The organism is Enterobacter cloacae complex sp. 2024EL-00227, assembly GCF_043945315.1.
Lineage (GTDB): Bacteria > Pseudomonadota > Gammaproteobacteria > Enterobacterales > Enterobacteriaceae > Enterobacter > Enterobacter roggenkampii.
Window position 1 is genome coordinate 14,284 of sequence record NZ_JBIMQP010000017.1, and the last position, 14,790, is coordinate 29,073.

Below are 14,790 nucleotides of genomic sequence, written 5' to 3' on the forward strand. Positions count from 1 at the left end.
CATTATTATGCGCCTCGCTTGTTTGGCATATATATGGATTACATGGAATGACTATTAAATACAATTTACTCATCGCTGCCACGTTATTTGCATCAACGTCTGCCATGGCCGGTGAATTTTCACTTGGTGCGGGGGCTGTATTTAATGAGTCTCCTTACAAAGGCTATAACGAAAATACGACCGCAGTACCGTTGATTAGCTACGAAGGCGATCGTTTCTACGTTCGTCAGACCACGGGCGGATGGATCCTGTGGAAAGATGCAAAAAATGAATTGAGCCTGACCGCAACGTGGATGCCGCTGCATTTCGACCCTGACGATAACGACGATCATCAGATGAAGCAGCTGGATGAGCGTAAAGCGTCCGCCTTCCTCGGTGGGGCGTACTACCGCCACGAAAGCTGGGGATCGCTGAAAGTGGCGGTCTCTGGTGATGCCACGGATGAAAGCGGCGGCGTGATCGGCGAAGTATCGTACTTCCGTCCGATCAAAATGGAGCGCCTGACCCTGACGCCTTCCGTAGGTGTGTTCTACAGCGACGAAAGCTATAACGACTACTACTACGGCGTATCCGGCAGCGAGTCTCGCCGCTCCGGACTGGATCAATACACCGCCGGCGACAGCTGGACGCCATACGTTGGCCTGGCGGCTAAATATCAGTTAACCCAGAAGCTGTATCTTAACGCCAGCGCGGTCTACACCGTGTTGCCTGACGACGTGAAGAATAGCCCGATGATCGACCGCGACGACAGCTTCGCGCTGATGACCGGCCTGACCTGGCGTTTCTGATGCGGTAAAGCCGGGTGGCGGCGTTGCCTTACCCGGCCTACGATCGTGCCTGCACTGCTGTTCCTTAAAGCCCATCTCAATGCCCGATCACTGCCCGTAGTAGGCATTCGCCCCGTGCTTGCGCAGATAATGCTTGTCGAGCAGCTCCTGCTGCATAACCGGTAGCTGCGGTGCGAGCTGGCGTGAGAACAGGCCCATATAGGCGCACTCTTCCAGCACCACGGCATTGTGAACCGCATCGGCCGCGTCTTTACCCCAGGCGAACGGGCCGTGGGAGTGGACCAGCACCGCCGGGATCTGCATCGGGCTAAGATCGCGCTCCTCGAAGGTTTTGATGATCACTTCACCCGTCTGGTATTCGTATTCCTCTGCAATCTCTGCCGTGGTCATCAGGCGCGTGCAGGGGATGGTTCCGTAGAAATAGTCCGCGTGCGTGGTACCCCAGGCCGGTAAATCCAGCCCCGCCTGGGACCAGATAGTGGCGTGGCGCGAATGGGTATGCACGATGCCGCCAATCTCCGGGTAACGACGATACAGCGCAAGATGGGTAGGCGTGTCTGAAGAGGGCTTTTTATTCCCCTCGACGACCTGGCCCGTGGCGATACTCACCACCACCATATCCTCCGCCGTCATCACGTCGTATTCCACACCGGACGGTTTAATGATCATCATGCCGCTTTCGCGGTCAACCGCGCTGACGTTGCCCCAGGTAAAGGTCACCAGCTGGTGGGCGGGCAACGCCAGGTTTGCTGCCAGTACCTCGGCTTTAAGTTCGTCTAGCATGTCATGCCTCCTTCCTGCATACGGGCTTCAATCCAGCGGCGCGCCTGGATAATCTCCAGCACCGGCTCTTTTGCTTTTTCGGTCCACATTTCAATCAGAAATGCGCCGCGATAGTTCAGTTGATGCAGCGTGTTAAACACGCCAACGAAATCGACGCAGCCCTCGCCAAACGGCACGTCGCGGAACTGTCCGGGGCTTTGTGCGGTGACGGGTTGGGTATCTTTCAGGTGAATAGCCGCAATGCGGTCAATGCCCAGCGTCAGCTCGGCGGTGACGTCGTTACCCCACGCGCTCAGGTTGCCAACGTCCGGATAAACGCTGAACCACGGTGAGGCGAGCATGTCGTCCCACTTTTTCCATTTGCTGATGGAGTTCATAAACGCGGTGTCCATAATCTCCACCGCCAGCATCACCTGTGCGGCGGCGGCCTGCTCCACGGCCCACGCCAGCCCGTCGGCAAAGCGCTGTTGCGTCCCCTCGTCATGCGCTTCGTAATAGACGTCATACCCGGCAAGCTGGATGGTGCGAATGCCTAAGTCACGCGCCAGCCTGATGGCTTTGCTCATGATCTCACGGGCGCGTTCGCGTACGGTTTCATCGCGGCTGCCAAACGGGAAGCGACGGTGTGCAGACAAGCACATAGAGGGGATCGCCACGCCGGTTTCCAGCATCGCTTCCACCAGAGAGGCGCGCTGCGTGGTGCTCCAGTCGAGGCGTGATAATCGCTCGTCGGTTTCATCGACAGACATCTCGACAAAATCGAACCCGCAGCTTTTCGCCAGTACCAGCCGCTCGGGCCAGGAGAGATCTTTTGGCAGCGCTTTTTCGTAAATACCTAACGGATGCTGACGCATGGTTACGCTCCCCAGATGTCGCGAATGTGCGAATGGAATGCCTGTGCCACCTGCGGCGGATTGGCGGCGCCTGCCAGCGCGCGTCCGGCAATAAAGGCTTTGACGTTGATTTGCTTAAACAGCGGCAGGTCGGCGGGGGTGATACCGCCGGTAATAGAAAGCTGCAAACCGATATCGGAGAGCGCTTTCATTTTTGCGAGATCCTCCTCACCCCACTGCTGGCCGCTCGCCTGTGCGTCACGTCCGCGGTGATAAATGGCCTGCTTCACGCCGATGCGATGCCATGCGCGAGCATCGTCCAGCGTCCAGTGACCAAAGAGCTCCATCTGGATTTCTCCCCCGCGGCGCAGGGCCACCTCGTGGCCGCGTTCAACGGTGGCCAGCGGGGCGGCGCAGATGATGGTCATCCAGTTTGCACCCGCGCCAAATGCCTGCTCTGCCAGGGTTTCTCCGGCATCGGCCACTTTCCAGTCCGCAACGATGATTTTATCCGGGCACTGCTCGCGCAGGGCGCGCACGGCGTTTAGCCCTTCGGTCAGGCACAAAATGGTGCCCGCTTCGACGATATCAACGTGATCGGCAAGCAACGCGACATCACGCTGCGCGGCCTGAAGAGAGGTATGGTCGAGCGCCAGCTGCAGTAATGGTCGGCTCATAGGTTGTTCTCCTTAACTCGGGCGTGATAGCCCTGTAGTGCTGAAATCAGTAGCTGATAGCGCTGATATTTGCGCTGATAGGCCTCGTGGGCGCGCATGTCAGGCTCAATGACACGAATGTTGTGTCGGAGGGCGCATTGCGCCGCATGGAAATCGGGATACACGCCGGTGCCGACCAGGGCGGCCAGCGCCGCGCCGGAACAGCCGGTCTCTTCCAATTGCGGCAGTTCAATCGCCAGCCCGCTGACGTCCGCGAGCATTTGCATCCATACGTCCGAATGGGTTGGGCCACCCGTCACGCGCAGGGCATGCACGTGGGTAAAGCGCTCGAGCATGCGGTTGAGGTGGGTCATGTGGCAGAACACCACGCCCTCATAAACCGCCTGCAGCAGGTGCGCGCGTGTGTGTAGCGCCTGCATTCCGTAGAAACCGCTGGTCATCTCCAGCCCGGCGTTGCTGCCATAGAGGAACGGCAGGAAATATACATCGCTTTCGGCTTTCGGCAGGCTGGCGACGGCGTGGTTGATCTCGCTGAACGACATGTCGCCCCACTGCGCGGTGAGCCACTCAAGGTTGCCGGACGAGGTCGGGCTGGCTTCGTGAACGATGTACTGCTGCGGATGCACGTAGCGGCCATAAACGTAGGGGAAGGGTTCGTTGCTGCGAAGCGCACTGGCGATCCCGCTGGTGACGGCCCAGGTGCCCATCACGGCGTTAAGCGTGTGCTCGTCCTGCAGTCCGGCACAGAGCGCGGTGGAAACCACATCAAACAGTCCCCCCACGACGGGCGTGCCCGCCGCAAGACCGGTCAGGGCGGCTGCCTGAGCGGTGATTTCCCCGCAGATTTCTGCTGAACCGACAATCGGCGGTAGGGCGCCGTCAATCTCGCTGATCCCGAGCCAGCGCGTAAGCTGCGGGTCATACTGCCCGGTATTCATGTTGTAGAGATTGGACTCGGAGATGTTGCTCTCTTCACCGCCCTTCACGCCGGTCAGGCACCAGCGCAGATAGTCGTGCGCCATCATCACGCAGCCAATTTGCTGATACCGCTGCGGCTCGTTCTCTTTGACCCAGCGCAGAAGCGAGGCCGGATGCCCGGTCCACAGCGTCTGGCGCGTATGCGGGTAGAGTTTTTCGGGAATGCCGTCCTGCTGCCAGCGCTGCACAATCTCCAGTGCCCGGCGATCGGAGGAGAGGATGGCGTTGCCCAACGGTTGGTCTTGTTTATCGAGCAGAAACAGCCCCTTACCCTGCGCAGAAATGCCGACCCCATTGATCTGGTTGCCGTTTACGCCTGCATTCTTGAGCAACGCGGCGATGGTGGCGTGGCAGTGCTGCCAGAGCTGATGCATATCCCGCTCGGCGTAGCCCGCTCGCGGGCTGAGCGTGGCAACGGAGCGGCGTTCGATACAAACTTCTTTGCCCTGGCGGGTGTATAAACCGGCTTTTAGATAAGTACCGCCACAATCGATACCCAGCCAGAAGGGCTCTTTTTCACTCATCTTCATCTCGCTTAATTGCCGGGTGGCGCTTCGCTTACCCGACCTACTATTCAGTTTTCTCCCTCTCCCCGTGGGAGAGGGCTGTGGTGAGGGCATCAGGCCGCACGCTTATGGGGATTTACCGTGGGATTGGGCTCTGCCCCGGCATCGCATTTCGCCGGCAACAGCAGGGCCAGCAGCGACGCCAGCGCGAGTGAAACGGCCAGGCAGTAGACGCCTGCATCTTTGCTGTACAGGGTGATCAGCACGCCAACGGCATACGGGCCGCAGAAGCCACCGAGGTTACCCAGGGCGTTGATCACGCCGCGCGCGCCACCTGCCATTTCGGCGCTAAACAGTCTTGCCGGTATCGTCCAGAACACCCCCGCGGCGGATTGCAGGAAGAAACCACAGCCCACCAGTGCGGCATAGGCCAGCCAGATGTTTGCTTTCAGGGCAACGGAGAGGAACATGCAGAGCGCGAAGCCAATCAACGGCAGGGAGACAAACAGCTTGCGCTTGCCGGTGCGGTCAGAAAGCGAGGAGAACAGGAACATGCCCGCAATGGCGCCGATATAGGGCAGGATGGCGAGCATCCCCACCTGACCAATGCTGGTGTGCGTCAGCTCCTTCAGAATGGTCGGCAACCAGAGGGTGTAACCGTAAATCCCGGTCTGATAGAAGAAATTCAGGGCGATCAGCTGCCACATGGTTTTGTCAGACAGCACCGCGCTGAGCGAGGCATTTTTCACCTCTTTTCCGGCGATGGCCTGCTGTTCAGCCGCCAGCGTTTGTACCAGATAGTTTTTCTCGGCCGCTGAGATCCAGCGGGCTTCCTGCGGACGGTCGTACACGGTGAACGCCCACAGCACCAGCACAACGACGGACATCAGACCTTCAATGATGAACAGCCAGCGCCAGTCAAGTGCGGTAATAATCCATCCCGACAGCGGGGCGGTAATTATCCCGGCGATGGGTACGAACATGATCACAATTGCGTTGGCGCGACCGCGTTCGGCATCCGGGAACCAGTTGCTGATCATGGTGAGCACAACGGGTAGCATCCCGCCTTCCGCCACGCCGAGTAAGAAGCGCAGCACCAGCAGCTGGTACTGATTCGTCACGAGACCCGTGAGCACCGAGATCACCGCCCAGGCGACCAGTGACCAGCCGATAAATTTCTTGCCGCTACCGTGTACCGCAATCTTGCCGCCGGGTACCTGCAGGAACAGATAGCCGATAAAAAATATGCCGCCCGCGAGGCCTGCCATGGTGGCGGTAATACCTAATTCTTCGTCCATCCCTCCCGGCATTGCAAACGCGATATTCACGCGGTCCATATATGAAATAATACAGGCGATAAGAATAGGAGGAATGATTCTTAGCCAGCGCTGGCGCGGAATGTCCGCATGTAGAGCATGAGTAGAAATATTCATAGTTAATCTCTCAGTAGGTAACCGGAATAAACTTTTCTTATTGTTATTGCGTTGCTTTATTCATTGCGCTGATACCGTCGCGCAAAATGGCGATGCGATGGCTGACATCAGCATTAGCATTTATTTCCAGTAATTTAATACCGGAGAATTTCAACGTTGCGGCGCTCGCCGCAGTAAAGAGTGCTTTTGCACGTTCAGTGGACATCAAACTGTCGGCGCAGAATGAGGAAAAGGGCGCGTGCAGATCCTGCCATTCACCGTACTCCCCGCCGGGGGTGGTGCCTGAAAACATCAGCGCACCCAGTTTCCCGGCATTAAGCGCGGCCTGAACGTGGTCAAGCGGAAGGGTGGTGTTACGGCCTTCGATGACCGACCGCGCCCAGTTGATGCAGACGCTGATATCCGTGTCTTTCACCACCTCCAGCACCTGCTCTAAGGGCAGGAAGCCTTTACGGGGTGCGACGCCGGTCATGGCATCGCAGTGTTCCAGCACCAGGTCGCAGCCCCAGTCCCAGCTTGTTATTTCACGGACGGAGCGGGAAAACGCGTCGGTGGCTTGTTCGACCGAGGCATTGCCCGCCTGCGGGGCCGCCTGCATCTCAAGAGCAATCACTTTCCCCGGGAAGCGGGTATTCACGGCGTTAATTTTTTGTGCAAATGTCGGTAAAAGTCCACGCACGCTTTACGCTGCGCGTCGTCAGCCGAGGCCAGGCCAAACGCGCCGTTGATGCCGCGGCGCCGCATGGTTTCCATAACTGCCGTGACCACGATTTGCCAGTCCCCCGGGGTATGGCGGAACAGCCATTCGTCACCAAGGGGGTGAAGATTTTCAAGGCAAGGCTGTTCCAGCCCGCGAATATTCGGCGTGTCGGAAAGTTCCCGCCAGAAGGTTTGTTCTTCTTGTTCCCCTTTCTGGTGAAACGAGGGTGCGCAGGGGTACGCACCAATAATAAAACCGGTATTAGTCATTTCGCGTTCCTGTATTTATACCCGTCATACTTCAAGTTGCATGTGCGTTGGCTGCGCTCGTTCACCCCAGTCACTTACTTATGTAAGCTCCTGGGAATTCACTCTCTTGCCGCCTTCCTGCAACTCGAATTATTTAGGGTATATCAGAAAATTAATCTAATTCGCTGATTGCCACTTTCACCACAATCTTACGAATTGTGGTTTCCTTGTTTTTAATACAGGCAGGACGGTGCACATCCTGCGGAAAAAATATGGCATAGCTGCCGGGCATCATTTCGATAAACGACTCATTTTCACTGTTGTGATAAAAAATAATATCGCGCTGTTCCAGCAATGATTCGCTTATTTCGTTATTACCAGTATCAATAGCGATACCGATTTTCTCTTCACCCCAGGCCAGGAACTGGATATCCAGATAGCGGCGATGCACTTCCGGGCGATTCTCGTGCAGATCCTTTGTTGTCAGGTCGAGAACCTGGGCAAAAATGTTGCGACCTTCAATTTCTACTACGCCTGGCTCCAGGGTGGTGAAATCCGTCGTGTGCAGAAAATGAAGGGCTTTTTCAATCGCCCGCGGCAGGCGACACGGATTTGGCTGGGAAATATGTCCGAATATCATGGCCCACTCCTTACAGAGACTGGATTTTCGCCCACACGCTGTCGTCAACCGTGATGCCGTTGCTGCGGTTCTCTTCAAGCAAACGGGTAAATTCATGCCCTGGCAGACGGATGGCGACATTTTCATCCGCGCGTTCGGCGGTGGTGATGAAGTCCATAATGCGCTGCAGTTTGGCATCGCGGGTTGGGCCATCGATCAGGCGATCCACCTCAATGGCGATGAAGATCTGCGATACGCCGTACTCGTCGCTGTTGTCCTGGGTCACTTCCGCGACGGACGATCCGTTTGAGAGCAGGGTGGCGATCATATCGAGCACGATGGATAAGCCGGACCCTTTCCAGTAGCCCATGGGCAGAATACGGCGGTTTTTCTCGATCACGCCCGGCTCTCTGGTGAGGTGACCTTCGTCGTCAAAGCCGCCATCTACCGGCAACGCGCGCCCGGCCAGGCGGTTCACCTCCAGCATGCCGTAGGAGAACATCGACATCGACATGTCGACCATGGTGATCGGGTTCGACGGAATGGCAACGATCAGCGGGTTTGTGCCGATGCAGCACTCTTTTGATCCCCACGCGGGCATCACGGCAATCGAGTTGGTCCAGCAAATGCCGATATAGCCCTTCTCCGCCGCCTGCCAGCCGTAGCTGCCGCCGCGCATCCAGTGGTTCGCGTTACGCAGTGCCACCAGACCAATGCCGTGATCGGACGCCAGCTCGGTGGCGCGATCCATCATCTTCTTCGCCGTCAGGTTGCCAATGGAGCGCTGCGCATCCCACTGTTCGATGGCGCCTAATGTCATCACCCGTTTGGGCTGGGCGTCAGGAATGATATCCCCTGCATCAAGCTGCTGAATAAAACGCGGGAAACGGTTTACACCATGCGAATAGACGCCGGATTCCGTGGTGCGGGCAAACATCTCGGCGCAGGCGTCTGCGGTTTCCGCTTTCACGCCGCGATCGAGCAGAACCCGATTGAACGCCGCTTTCAACTCTTCGAAGGTCACTTTCATCCCTGTTCTCCTGTTCTTTTAAGGGCAAGTGTGAGTGCTTTTTTATCGCTAAATTCCACTATGCGAAATCTGATTTCAAATATAGCGATCAAATTTTGTCAGATCAACGACATTCATGTTTTTCAAAATCGATTAAAATCAATTGGTTGTGTTTTTTCTGTTGAGATCGTGAACTGACCCACACTTTGCGCTACCATCAGGACGCGCTAAACAGGAGCCATGTAATGAGCATGAAAGAGAGCGAAATAAGGCAAGAAAAAGAGAGGCCAGCAGGCAGCCAGAGCTTGTTTCGCGGCCTGATGCTGATTGAGATCCTCAGCAACTATCCGAACGGGTGTCCGCTTGCACATTTATCGGAACTGGCGGGGCTGAATAAGAGCACCGTGCACCGCTTGCTGCAGGGGCTACAGTCGTGCGGGTACGTGACCCCGGCACCCGCCGCGGGCAGCTATCGCCTGACCACCAAATTTATCGCCGTCGGGCAAAAGGCGCTGTCGTCGCTGAATATCATTCACGTGGCCGCTCCGCACCTCGAAGCGCTGAACATTGCGACCGGCGAGACGGTGAACTTCTCCAGCCGGGAAGATGACCACGCCATCCTGATTTATAAGCTCGAACCGACAACCGGTATGCTGCGCACGCGCGCCTATATCGGCCAGCATATGCCGCTGTACTGCTCTGCGATGGGCAAGATTTACATGGCGTTTGGTCATCAGGATTACGTGGCGAGCTACTGGGAAAGCCATCAGGAACAGATCCAACCTTTGACGCGCAACACCATCACTGAACTGAGCGCCATGTATGATGAACTGGCGGAAATTCGCGATCGCAGCATGGCGATGGACAAAGAAGAGAACGAGCTGGGCGTCTCCTGTATTGCCGTGCCGGTGTTTGATATTCACGGCCGCGTTCCGTATGCGATCTCTATCTCGCTATCGACGTCGCGCATGAAGCAGGTGGGCGAGAAGAACCTGCTCAAGCCGCTGCGCGAAACGGCAGAGGCTATCTCAAAAGAGCTGGGTTTTAACGTACGCGAGGCGTAACAGATGAACCGATTTATCATGGCGGATGCGGAAAAATGCATCGGGTGCCGCACCTGTGAAGTGGCCTGTGCGGTCGCGCATCAGGATGACTTCACCGCAGAGGCTTTTACCTCTCGCCTGCGGGTGGTGAAGGGGGACGCCTACACTACGGCGGTGGGTTGCCATCAGTGCGAGGACGCCCCCTGTGCCAATGTCTGCCCAACCCATGCCATCAGCCTTACGGCAGGCGCCTGGCTTGTTGAGCAGATGCGCTGTATTGGCTGTAAAAGCTGCATGGTCGCCTGTCCGTTTGGGGCGATGCAGGTACGGCTGGTGGGAAGCAGGGCACAAGCGCTGAAATGTGATTTATGTGTGCAGCGCGAAGGCGGACCGGCCTGCGTGGAGGCCTGTCCAACCCACGCGCTGCGCTGCGTTGATCCTGCCAGTATTCGGGCTGAAAGGCTTACTGCATTTTATTGAAATTCCACGTAAACGTCAGACTGTAGCGCCAGTCTCTGTTGCGACTGTCTGTCGGAACATCCCCGACGGGTCTTGCCGCCTCAACCGTGATGCTATAGTGGCGGGTATCGCCTACCATCACGCCAGCCGCCACTGACCCGAGCCGCTGATGAGGCAAGCCGGAGGTGTTAAACCAGGTTTGCGCGGTATCGGCCAGGATGTAGGGCTGGATTGTGGCAAGCCATGTGCTCTCTTTTCGCATCTGGATATAGCGCAGTTCTACCTGCCCGCCATAGCCGTAATCACCGCTTGCTTCACTGTCCTGGTATCCACGGCCAAACCGCTGGGCACCGAAGCTAACGCGTTCGGGTTCTGGCAACGTGTTATTTGACCAGTCCCCCTCCCAGGACGTTGATAGCCGCCACTTATCGGCAAACATCCAGGCTGCGTCCAGATAGCTTTTCGTGAGCGTAAAATTAATATCGGGCCTGGGGGCCGAGACGATATCGGCTCCCATCGCATCAATACCCTGACGCACGTTGAGTCGGCCGCTGATGCTGGCGGTTGTGAACTGATGTGCACCGTTGATGCCCACTTCCAGCGCGGGATAACGCGCGTGCTGGTTGACGGAGTCCAGGCTATAGGTTTTGCCCAGCAGTCTGGCCTGCAGGGCATAATCGTCCTGGCGGTCGGTGTAATCAAAACCGCCGGTCAGATTAATTTGTGATTTTTGCGTCAGCAGCAGGGGATAGCCAAACGTCACGCCGCCGTTGTATTGCGTTGTTTTTTGCTTCGAATCGACGCTGATATTATTCGGCAAAGAGAGCAGGGGCGAAAAATCTCGCGGATCTTCACGGTAATAGCTGCCTTTGAGCTGCATCGTCAGCCCTTCATCGTTTAAAAACTGCTGCCAGTTGAGCCCGACATAGTTTTTTCGCGTGTTGCTATCTAACGGCACAAGCGTGGCTACGCCAAGCTGATCGCCATAGCTTGTCATGTTGCTGAGCGTGCCGTTCAGCATCATTAAATCTTGCCCTTTACGGGTATCAATCGTCGACGCGATATTCCAGCTCCGCTCCTGGTTGCCGGTGATTTGCATCGCCGCCGCGCCATAGATATTGGTTGGCAGCTGCGCGTTAGCCGTAACCGGAACGTTCGGGGTGCGCGTCATCAGCTGGCTGTAGCGATCGAACGTATCCTGAGACAGCGGTTTTTCCGCCATGATTTTTTCGGACAAACGTTTAAGACGTTCGGCGATGTGCGGGTTATTACTGGTGATGTCGCTATGAGCGACATAGCCTTCAACCAGAACAATTTTAATATTGCCCTGCTGGAAATTATTATCGGGCAGCCAGGCATAAGAGAGTGGAAAACCGTCGGCCTTATAGCGTTCCGTAATATCGTTTACCAGCCCCGTAAGCGTTTTTAGCGGCACGGTTTTTCCAGCGTAAGGCCTGAAGGGCTGAAGTAATTCCTTCAAGGGATAACGCGTGCCGCCAATAAACTGAATGTGATGAATGGTAATAGGCGTTTCAGGCGTCAGCGTTGACTTCGGTTTTTCTATTTTGACGTTCGGCTGTGGCGCGGCCTCAGTCTGTTCGGGGGCAACGTTACGAGAAACTTGCGCCGGGTTATCGGGGTTAATAATAGAGGGCAGAGTATCGGCGCGGGCCATGCTCAGCACAACCAGCCCCGTCAGCGAAAAAAGGAAGTGGTGTTTCATCGCGCTATCCCTGTTCGTCATCCCCGGTTGGGGTAAATGTCGCTGAATAAAGCGCCCCTGAACCAGGGGCGCAGACAGGCAGTAAAAGGATTACTGTTTTGGCGTCAGTAGGCTCGAGGTTAACGTGTTGAGCCCGTTAATCGGGTTTGTCGTAGATGTGTTTTGGGTTGTGCCTGCATTGGCCGTTACACCCGCAGTCAGCGTATTGAGGGTGGTATTGACCGTTGTGCTCAGGCTATTGTTTGTGGCTGTCACATTGGCATCGGCCGTCAGAGATCCTGTGCCGCTGCCTCCGGTGGTTGATGTGGGTTTCACTAGCGTACCGCTATCCGTGACCGTCTGGCCGACATTTTGAACGACCTGACCGACACCGCTAAGCCCGCTATTGCTGCTGCTAATGTTGGTCCCCACGCCGCTGACGGTGCCACCCACCTGGGTCAGCAGACCGTTAACCGGTGTGCCGAGACCCGTTGTGGTGCCTACGGTTTGCGTCACGCCTTGTACTCCGCCCAGCGTCTTGTTAGCCAGGGTCGTGGTATCGGTTGTTACCTGAGTGACAGCAGGGCTGCTTACCGTGTTGGTGAGACCCGTGCCGGTGTTACTGACCAGTTGCCCGGTACTGTTTACCACGCTGCCCGTCAGGCCGGTTACGCCGCTGACCGGGGTTCCGGAAGTGGAACTCGCCAGGCCCGTGCCTACCGTTGAAACGGTATTGCCGAGGGAGGTGACCGACGAGGTCACGCCTTTAACCGTGGTACCCACACCGTTCGGGTTGTTTGGATCGCCAACGCCAGTCGTGACGCCTGTCCCCACGGTGGACACGGCACTGCCAACACCGCTGACGGTGGTTGAGACGGTTGACGTGACGGGATTATTTGTCGGAAGCTGGCTTCCGAGGCTATCCACAGTGGATCCGACGCTGGTCACGGTTTTACCGGCATCACCCAGTATCGTATTTACGCCTGCGGTAGTGGTTCCTCCACTGCCTCCTGAGCCTGAGCCTGAGCCTGAGCCCGACCCTGAACCAGAACCCGTTCCGCCGCCAGCGCCTGTCCCGGTACCTGAACCCGTTCCGGTGCCCGATCCGTTGCTGCCCGAACCGCCATTGCTCGCGGTTGTGCCACTTCCATCATCTGAGCCGCTGCTGCTTCCCGTCGCAGGGTTATTTTTGGCCGTTGAGTGAGATCCGCCACCGCTTCCACTACAGGCAGAAAGAGAGAACGCGAGCAGTACCGCAACAGCAATAGCGCTGATGCGACTAACATTATTAGGTAGCATATGAATACTCCACGCAAAAGAACGCCGAGCGGCGTATTAGTGAGTATATGCAGTATTTTTAAATATGCATGAAAGCGACTCAGGAAGGTATTTTCTGCGTTGAAGAGGGTTATTTAAAATAACAATAAGTTAGCATATTTAATTTTTACTTAATTATTGAGAGGGTAGTTAGCGAGCCTAAATTAAAGGAATATTCCTAAGAAAACTCAATGGGAATGATAAATGAAGCGCTACAGGATATATCCTTAATATAAGATTCAGATCACGGAAAAATAAGGCTCTTCATTTGAAGAGCCTTATTTTTTAACAATTGCCTTCTTGCCAGGCTTTTTCGATCTCTTCGGCGAGAATTTTAACACCCGCTTCGATTTTTTCCGGGTCGGGGACGTAGTTCATGCGCATGCACTGATGGGTATGCGGCCATGGCTTATCCAGACCCGGGAAGAAATAATCGCCCGGCACCATCAGTACGCCGCGCTTTTTCAGTCGCTGGTAAAGCAGTTCGGTGGAGATAGGTAAATCCTTAAACCACAGCCACAGGAAAATGGCCCCTTCCGGTTTGTGGATAAGGCAGCGTTCTTCCGGCAAATAGCGACGAAGTGTCGCGATCGTCTCCTGAACGCGCTGGTAGTAGAAAGGCTTGATCACGTCATTCGACAGACGCAGCAGGTCCTTGCGTTTGATCATCTCGCACATCATCGCCGGGCCAATGCCGCCCGGTGAAAGGCTGATAATGCCGTTCATATTGGTGATGGCGGTGATGATTTTCTCATTGGCGATGATGATGCCGCAGCGGCTGCCCGGCAGACCCAGCTTAGAGAGGCTCATGCACAGGACAATGTTCGGGTTCCACAGCGGACGTGCTTCGCTGAAGATGATGCCCGGGAACGGCACGCCGTAGGCGTTATCGATCACCAGCGGAATACCGTGCTGATTGGCCAGCGCATCCAGCTTCATCAGTTCGTCATCGGTGATCACGTTGCCCGTTGGGTTAGTCGGGCGCGATACGCAGATCATGCCCGTCTCTTCGCCAATATGCAGGTGTTCAAAATCGACGTGATATTTGAACTGGCCTTCCGGCAGCAGCTCGATGTTCGGGCGCGCAGAGACGAACAGATCCTCTTCCAGGCCGGAATCAGCATAGCCGATATACTCCGGCGCCAGCGGAAACAGCACTTTTTTGGTGGTGCCGTCCGCGCGACGTCCTGCGAACAGGTTAAACAAGTAGAAAAACGCGCTCTGGCTGCCGTTTGTCAGTGCAATATTCTGTGGTTCGATATCCCAGCCCAGCTCGTCACGCAGCATTTCGGCGAGGAGTGCCAGCAGCTCGGTTTTCCCCTGCGGGCCGTCGTAGTTGCAAAGCGCATCGGTTGCTTTGCCGCTTTCCAGCATCTGAGCGAGCAGGGTCTGGAAATAGGTATTCATCTCCGGGATTTGAGCCGGGTTTCCGCCGCCGAGCATGATTGCGCCCGGTGTGCGCAGCCCGTCGTTGAGGTCCTCCATCAGGCGAGTAATGCCTGAATGGCGGGTAAATTTGTCGCCGAAAAGTGAAAACGTCATAGCAGGTGATCTGTCGAGCTTATTTTGAAAGTGGGTAACCATAACGCTAGCACCGTGTTGGTGCAAATCGGGTGGTGTGGTCGGATTTGTGGTTTTATAGGGCGGGAGTGGATTTGTGTAGTGAATAGTTTTGGAGCTTCTCCCCTCTCCCCA

14 protein-coding genes and 1 pseudogene are annotated in these 14,790 nt (G+C 56.1%); 3 read left to right on the forward strand and 12 right to left on the reverse strand.

The annotated features are described in order from the left end of the window. Positions 1-47 precede the first annotated feature (47 nt). On the forward strand, positions 48-788 hold the full coding sequence (locus tag ACHH0Z_RS21685) for a MipA/OmpV family protein (RefSeq protein WP_021242443.1): 741 nt from the start codon (positions 48-50) through the stop codon (positions 786-788). 87 nt (positions 789-875) lie between these two features. On the opposite strand, the gene araD is transcribed toward ACHH0Z_RS21685, so the two are convergent. From araD to yiaK, 8 genes and pseudogenes are all read right to left on the reverse strand, one after another. Then, on the reverse strand, positions 876-1,571 hold the full coding sequence (araD, locus tag ACHH0Z_RS21690; protein ID WP_045409033.1) for an L-ribulose-5-phosphate 4-epimerase: 696 nt from the start codon (positions 1,569-1,571) through the stop codon (positions 876-878). Next, on the reverse strand, positions 1,565-2,425 hold the full coding sequence (locus ACHH0Z_RS21695) for an L-ribulose-5-phosphate 3-epimerase (protein WP_025910545.1): 861 nt from the start codon (positions 2,423-2,425) through the stop codon (positions 1,565-1,567). The genes araD and ACHH0Z_RS21695 overlap by 7 nt, the downstream gene beginning before the upstream one ends. Positions 2,426-2,427: 2 nt before the next feature. Next, complete coding sequence (gene ulaD / locus ACHH0Z_RS21700; RefSeq protein WP_032654530.1) at positions 2,428-3,081, reverse strand: 3-keto-L-gulonate-6-phosphate decarboxylase UlaD; 654 nt, start codon at positions 3,079-3,081, stop codon at positions 2,428-2,430. After that, positions 3,078-4,583: an FGGY-family carbohydrate kinase gene (locus ACHH0Z_RS21705; RefSeq protein ID WP_045409069.1), complete on the reverse strand. Its 1,506-nt coding sequence runs from the start codon at positions 4,581-4,583 to the stop codon at positions 3,078-3,080. Before ACHH0Z_RS21705 ends, ulaD begins: the two co-directional genes overlap by 4 nt. 95 nt (positions 4,584-4,678) lie before the next feature. Next, the gene (locus ACHH0Z_RS21710; RefSeq protein ID WP_021242448.1) at positions 4,679-5,998 is read right to left on the reverse strand and encodes an MFS transporter; all 1,320 of its coding nucleotides are present in this window, start codon (positions 5,996-5,998) and stop codon (positions 4,679-4,681) included. A 43-nt stretch (positions 5,999-6,041) separates the two neighbouring features. Beyond that, positions 6,042-6,967, reverse strand: a pseudogene (locus ACHH0Z_RS21715) (DUF4862 family protein). A 151-nt stretch (positions 6,968-7,118) separates the two neighbouring features. After that, positions 7,119-7,586, reverse strand: coding sequence for a YhcH/YjgK/YiaL family protein (locus tag ACHH0Z_RS21720; protein WP_045409036.1), 468 nt, complete (start codon positions 7,584-7,586; stop codon positions 7,119-7,121). A 10-nt stretch (positions 7,587-7,596) separates the two neighbouring features. Then, the gene (gene yiaK, locus ACHH0Z_RS21725) at positions 7,597-8,595 is read right to left on the reverse strand and encodes a 3-dehydro-L-gulonate 2-dehydrogenase (RefSeq protein WP_025910535.1); all 999 of its coding nucleotides are present in this window, start codon (positions 8,593-8,595) and stop codon (positions 7,597-7,599) included. 224 nt (positions 8,596-8,819) lie between these two features. On the opposite strand from yiaK, the gene yiaJ reads away from it, so the two are divergent. Beyond that, positions 8,820-9,638, forward strand: coding sequence for an IclR family transcriptional regulator YiaJ (gene yiaJ, locus ACHH0Z_RS21730; RefSeq protein WP_395149563.1), 819 nt, complete (start codon positions 8,820-8,822; stop codon positions 9,636-9,638). Between the two features lie 3 nt (positions 9,639-9,641). Continuing rightward, positions 9,642-10,097 (forward strand): 4Fe-4S dicluster domain-containing protein, encoded by a 456-nt coding sequence (locus tag ACHH0Z_RS21735; RefSeq protein ID WP_023345224.1) that lies wholly within the window; start codon positions 9,642-9,644, stop codon positions 10,095-10,097. Here ACHH0Z_RS21735 and ACHH0Z_RS21740 read toward each other — a convergent pair. From ACHH0Z_RS21740 to avtA, 4 genes are all read right to left on the reverse strand, one after another. Further along, the gene (locus ACHH0Z_RS21740; RefSeq protein ID WP_045409043.1) at positions 10,081-11,799 is read right to left on the reverse strand and encodes a ShlB/FhaC/HecB family hemolysin secretion/activation protein; all 1,719 of its coding nucleotides are present in this window, start codon (positions 11,797-11,799) and stop codon (positions 10,081-10,083) included. The genes ACHH0Z_RS21735 and ACHH0Z_RS21740 overlap by 17 nt on opposite strands. A 90-nt stretch (positions 11,800-11,889) precedes the next feature. Continuing rightward, a complete protein-coding gene (locus tag ACHH0Z_RS21745; protein WP_229046525.1) occupies positions 11,890-12,726 on the reverse strand; it encodes a collagen-like triple helix repeat-containing protein in 837 nt (278 codons plus the stop codon). 29 nt (positions 12,727-12,755) lie between these two features. After that, positions 12,756-13,064 (reverse strand): hypothetical protein, encoded by a 309-nt coding sequence (locus tag ACHH0Z_RS21750; RefSeq protein WP_052672922.1) that lies wholly within the window; start codon positions 13,062-13,064, stop codon positions 12,756-12,758. A gap of 316 nt (positions 13,065-13,380) precedes the next feature. Further along, positions 13,381-14,637, reverse strand: a complete 1,257-nt coding sequence (gene avtA, locus ACHH0Z_RS21755; protein ID WP_023294831.1) for a valine--pyruvate transaminase — start codon at positions 14,635-14,637, stop codon at positions 13,381-13,383. Between the last annotated feature and the right edge of the window lie 153 nt (positions 14,638-14,790).

Bases quoted from the DNA above. Each gene is read 5' to 3' on its own strand.
- araD (WP_045409033.1), bottom strand. From the start codon at position 1,571: ATGCTAGACGAACTTAAAGCCGAGGTACTGGCAGCAAACCTGGCGTTG.
- yiaJ (WP_395149563.1), top strand. From the start codon at position 8,820: ATGAGCATGAAAGAGAGCGAAATAAGGCAAGAAAAAGAGAGGCCAGCA.
- ACHH0Z_RS21710 (WP_021242448.1), bottom strand. From the start codon at position 5,998: ATGAATATTTCTACTCATGCTCTACATGCGGACATTCCGCGCCAGCGC.
- ACHH0Z_RS21685 (WP_021242443.1), top strand. From the start codon at position 48: ATGACTATTAAATACAATTTACTCATCGCTGCCACGTTATTTGCATCA.
- ulaD (WP_032654530.1), bottom strand. From the start codon at position 3,081: ATGAGCCGACCATTACTGCAGCTGGCGCTCGACCATACCTCTCTTCAG.
- ACHH0Z_RS21750 (WP_052672922.1), bottom strand. From the start codon at position 13,064: ATGTTAGTCGCATCAGCGCTATTGCTGTTGCGGTACTGCTCGCGTTCT.
- ACHH0Z_RS21735 (WP_023345224.1), top strand. From the start codon at position 9,642: ATGAACCGATTTATCATGGCGGATGCGGAAAAATGCATCGGGTGCCGC.
- yiaK (WP_025910535.1), bottom strand. From the start codon at position 8,595: ATGAAAGTGACCTTCGAAGAGTTGAAAGCGGCGTTCAATCGGGTTCTG.
- ACHH0Z_RS21740 (WP_045409043.1), bottom strand. From the start codon at position 11,799: ATGAAACACCACTTCCTTTTTTCGCTGACGGGGCTGGTTGTGCTGAGC.
- ACHH0Z_RS21720 (WP_045409036.1), bottom strand. From the start codon at position 7,586: ATGATATTCGGACATATTTCCCAGCCAAATCCGTGTCGCCTGCCGCGG.
- avtA (WP_023294831.1), bottom strand. From the start codon at position 14,637: ATGACGTTTTCACTTTTCGGCGACAAATTTACCCGCCATTCAGGCATT.
- ACHH0Z_RS21695 (WP_025910545.1), bottom strand. From the start codon at position 2,425: ATGCGTCAGCATCCGTTAGGTATTTACGAAAAAGCGCTGCCAAAAGAT.
- ACHH0Z_RS21705 (WP_045409069.1), bottom strand. From the start codon at position 4,583: ATGAGTGAAAAAGAGCCCTTCTGGCTGGGTATCGATTGTGGCGGTACT.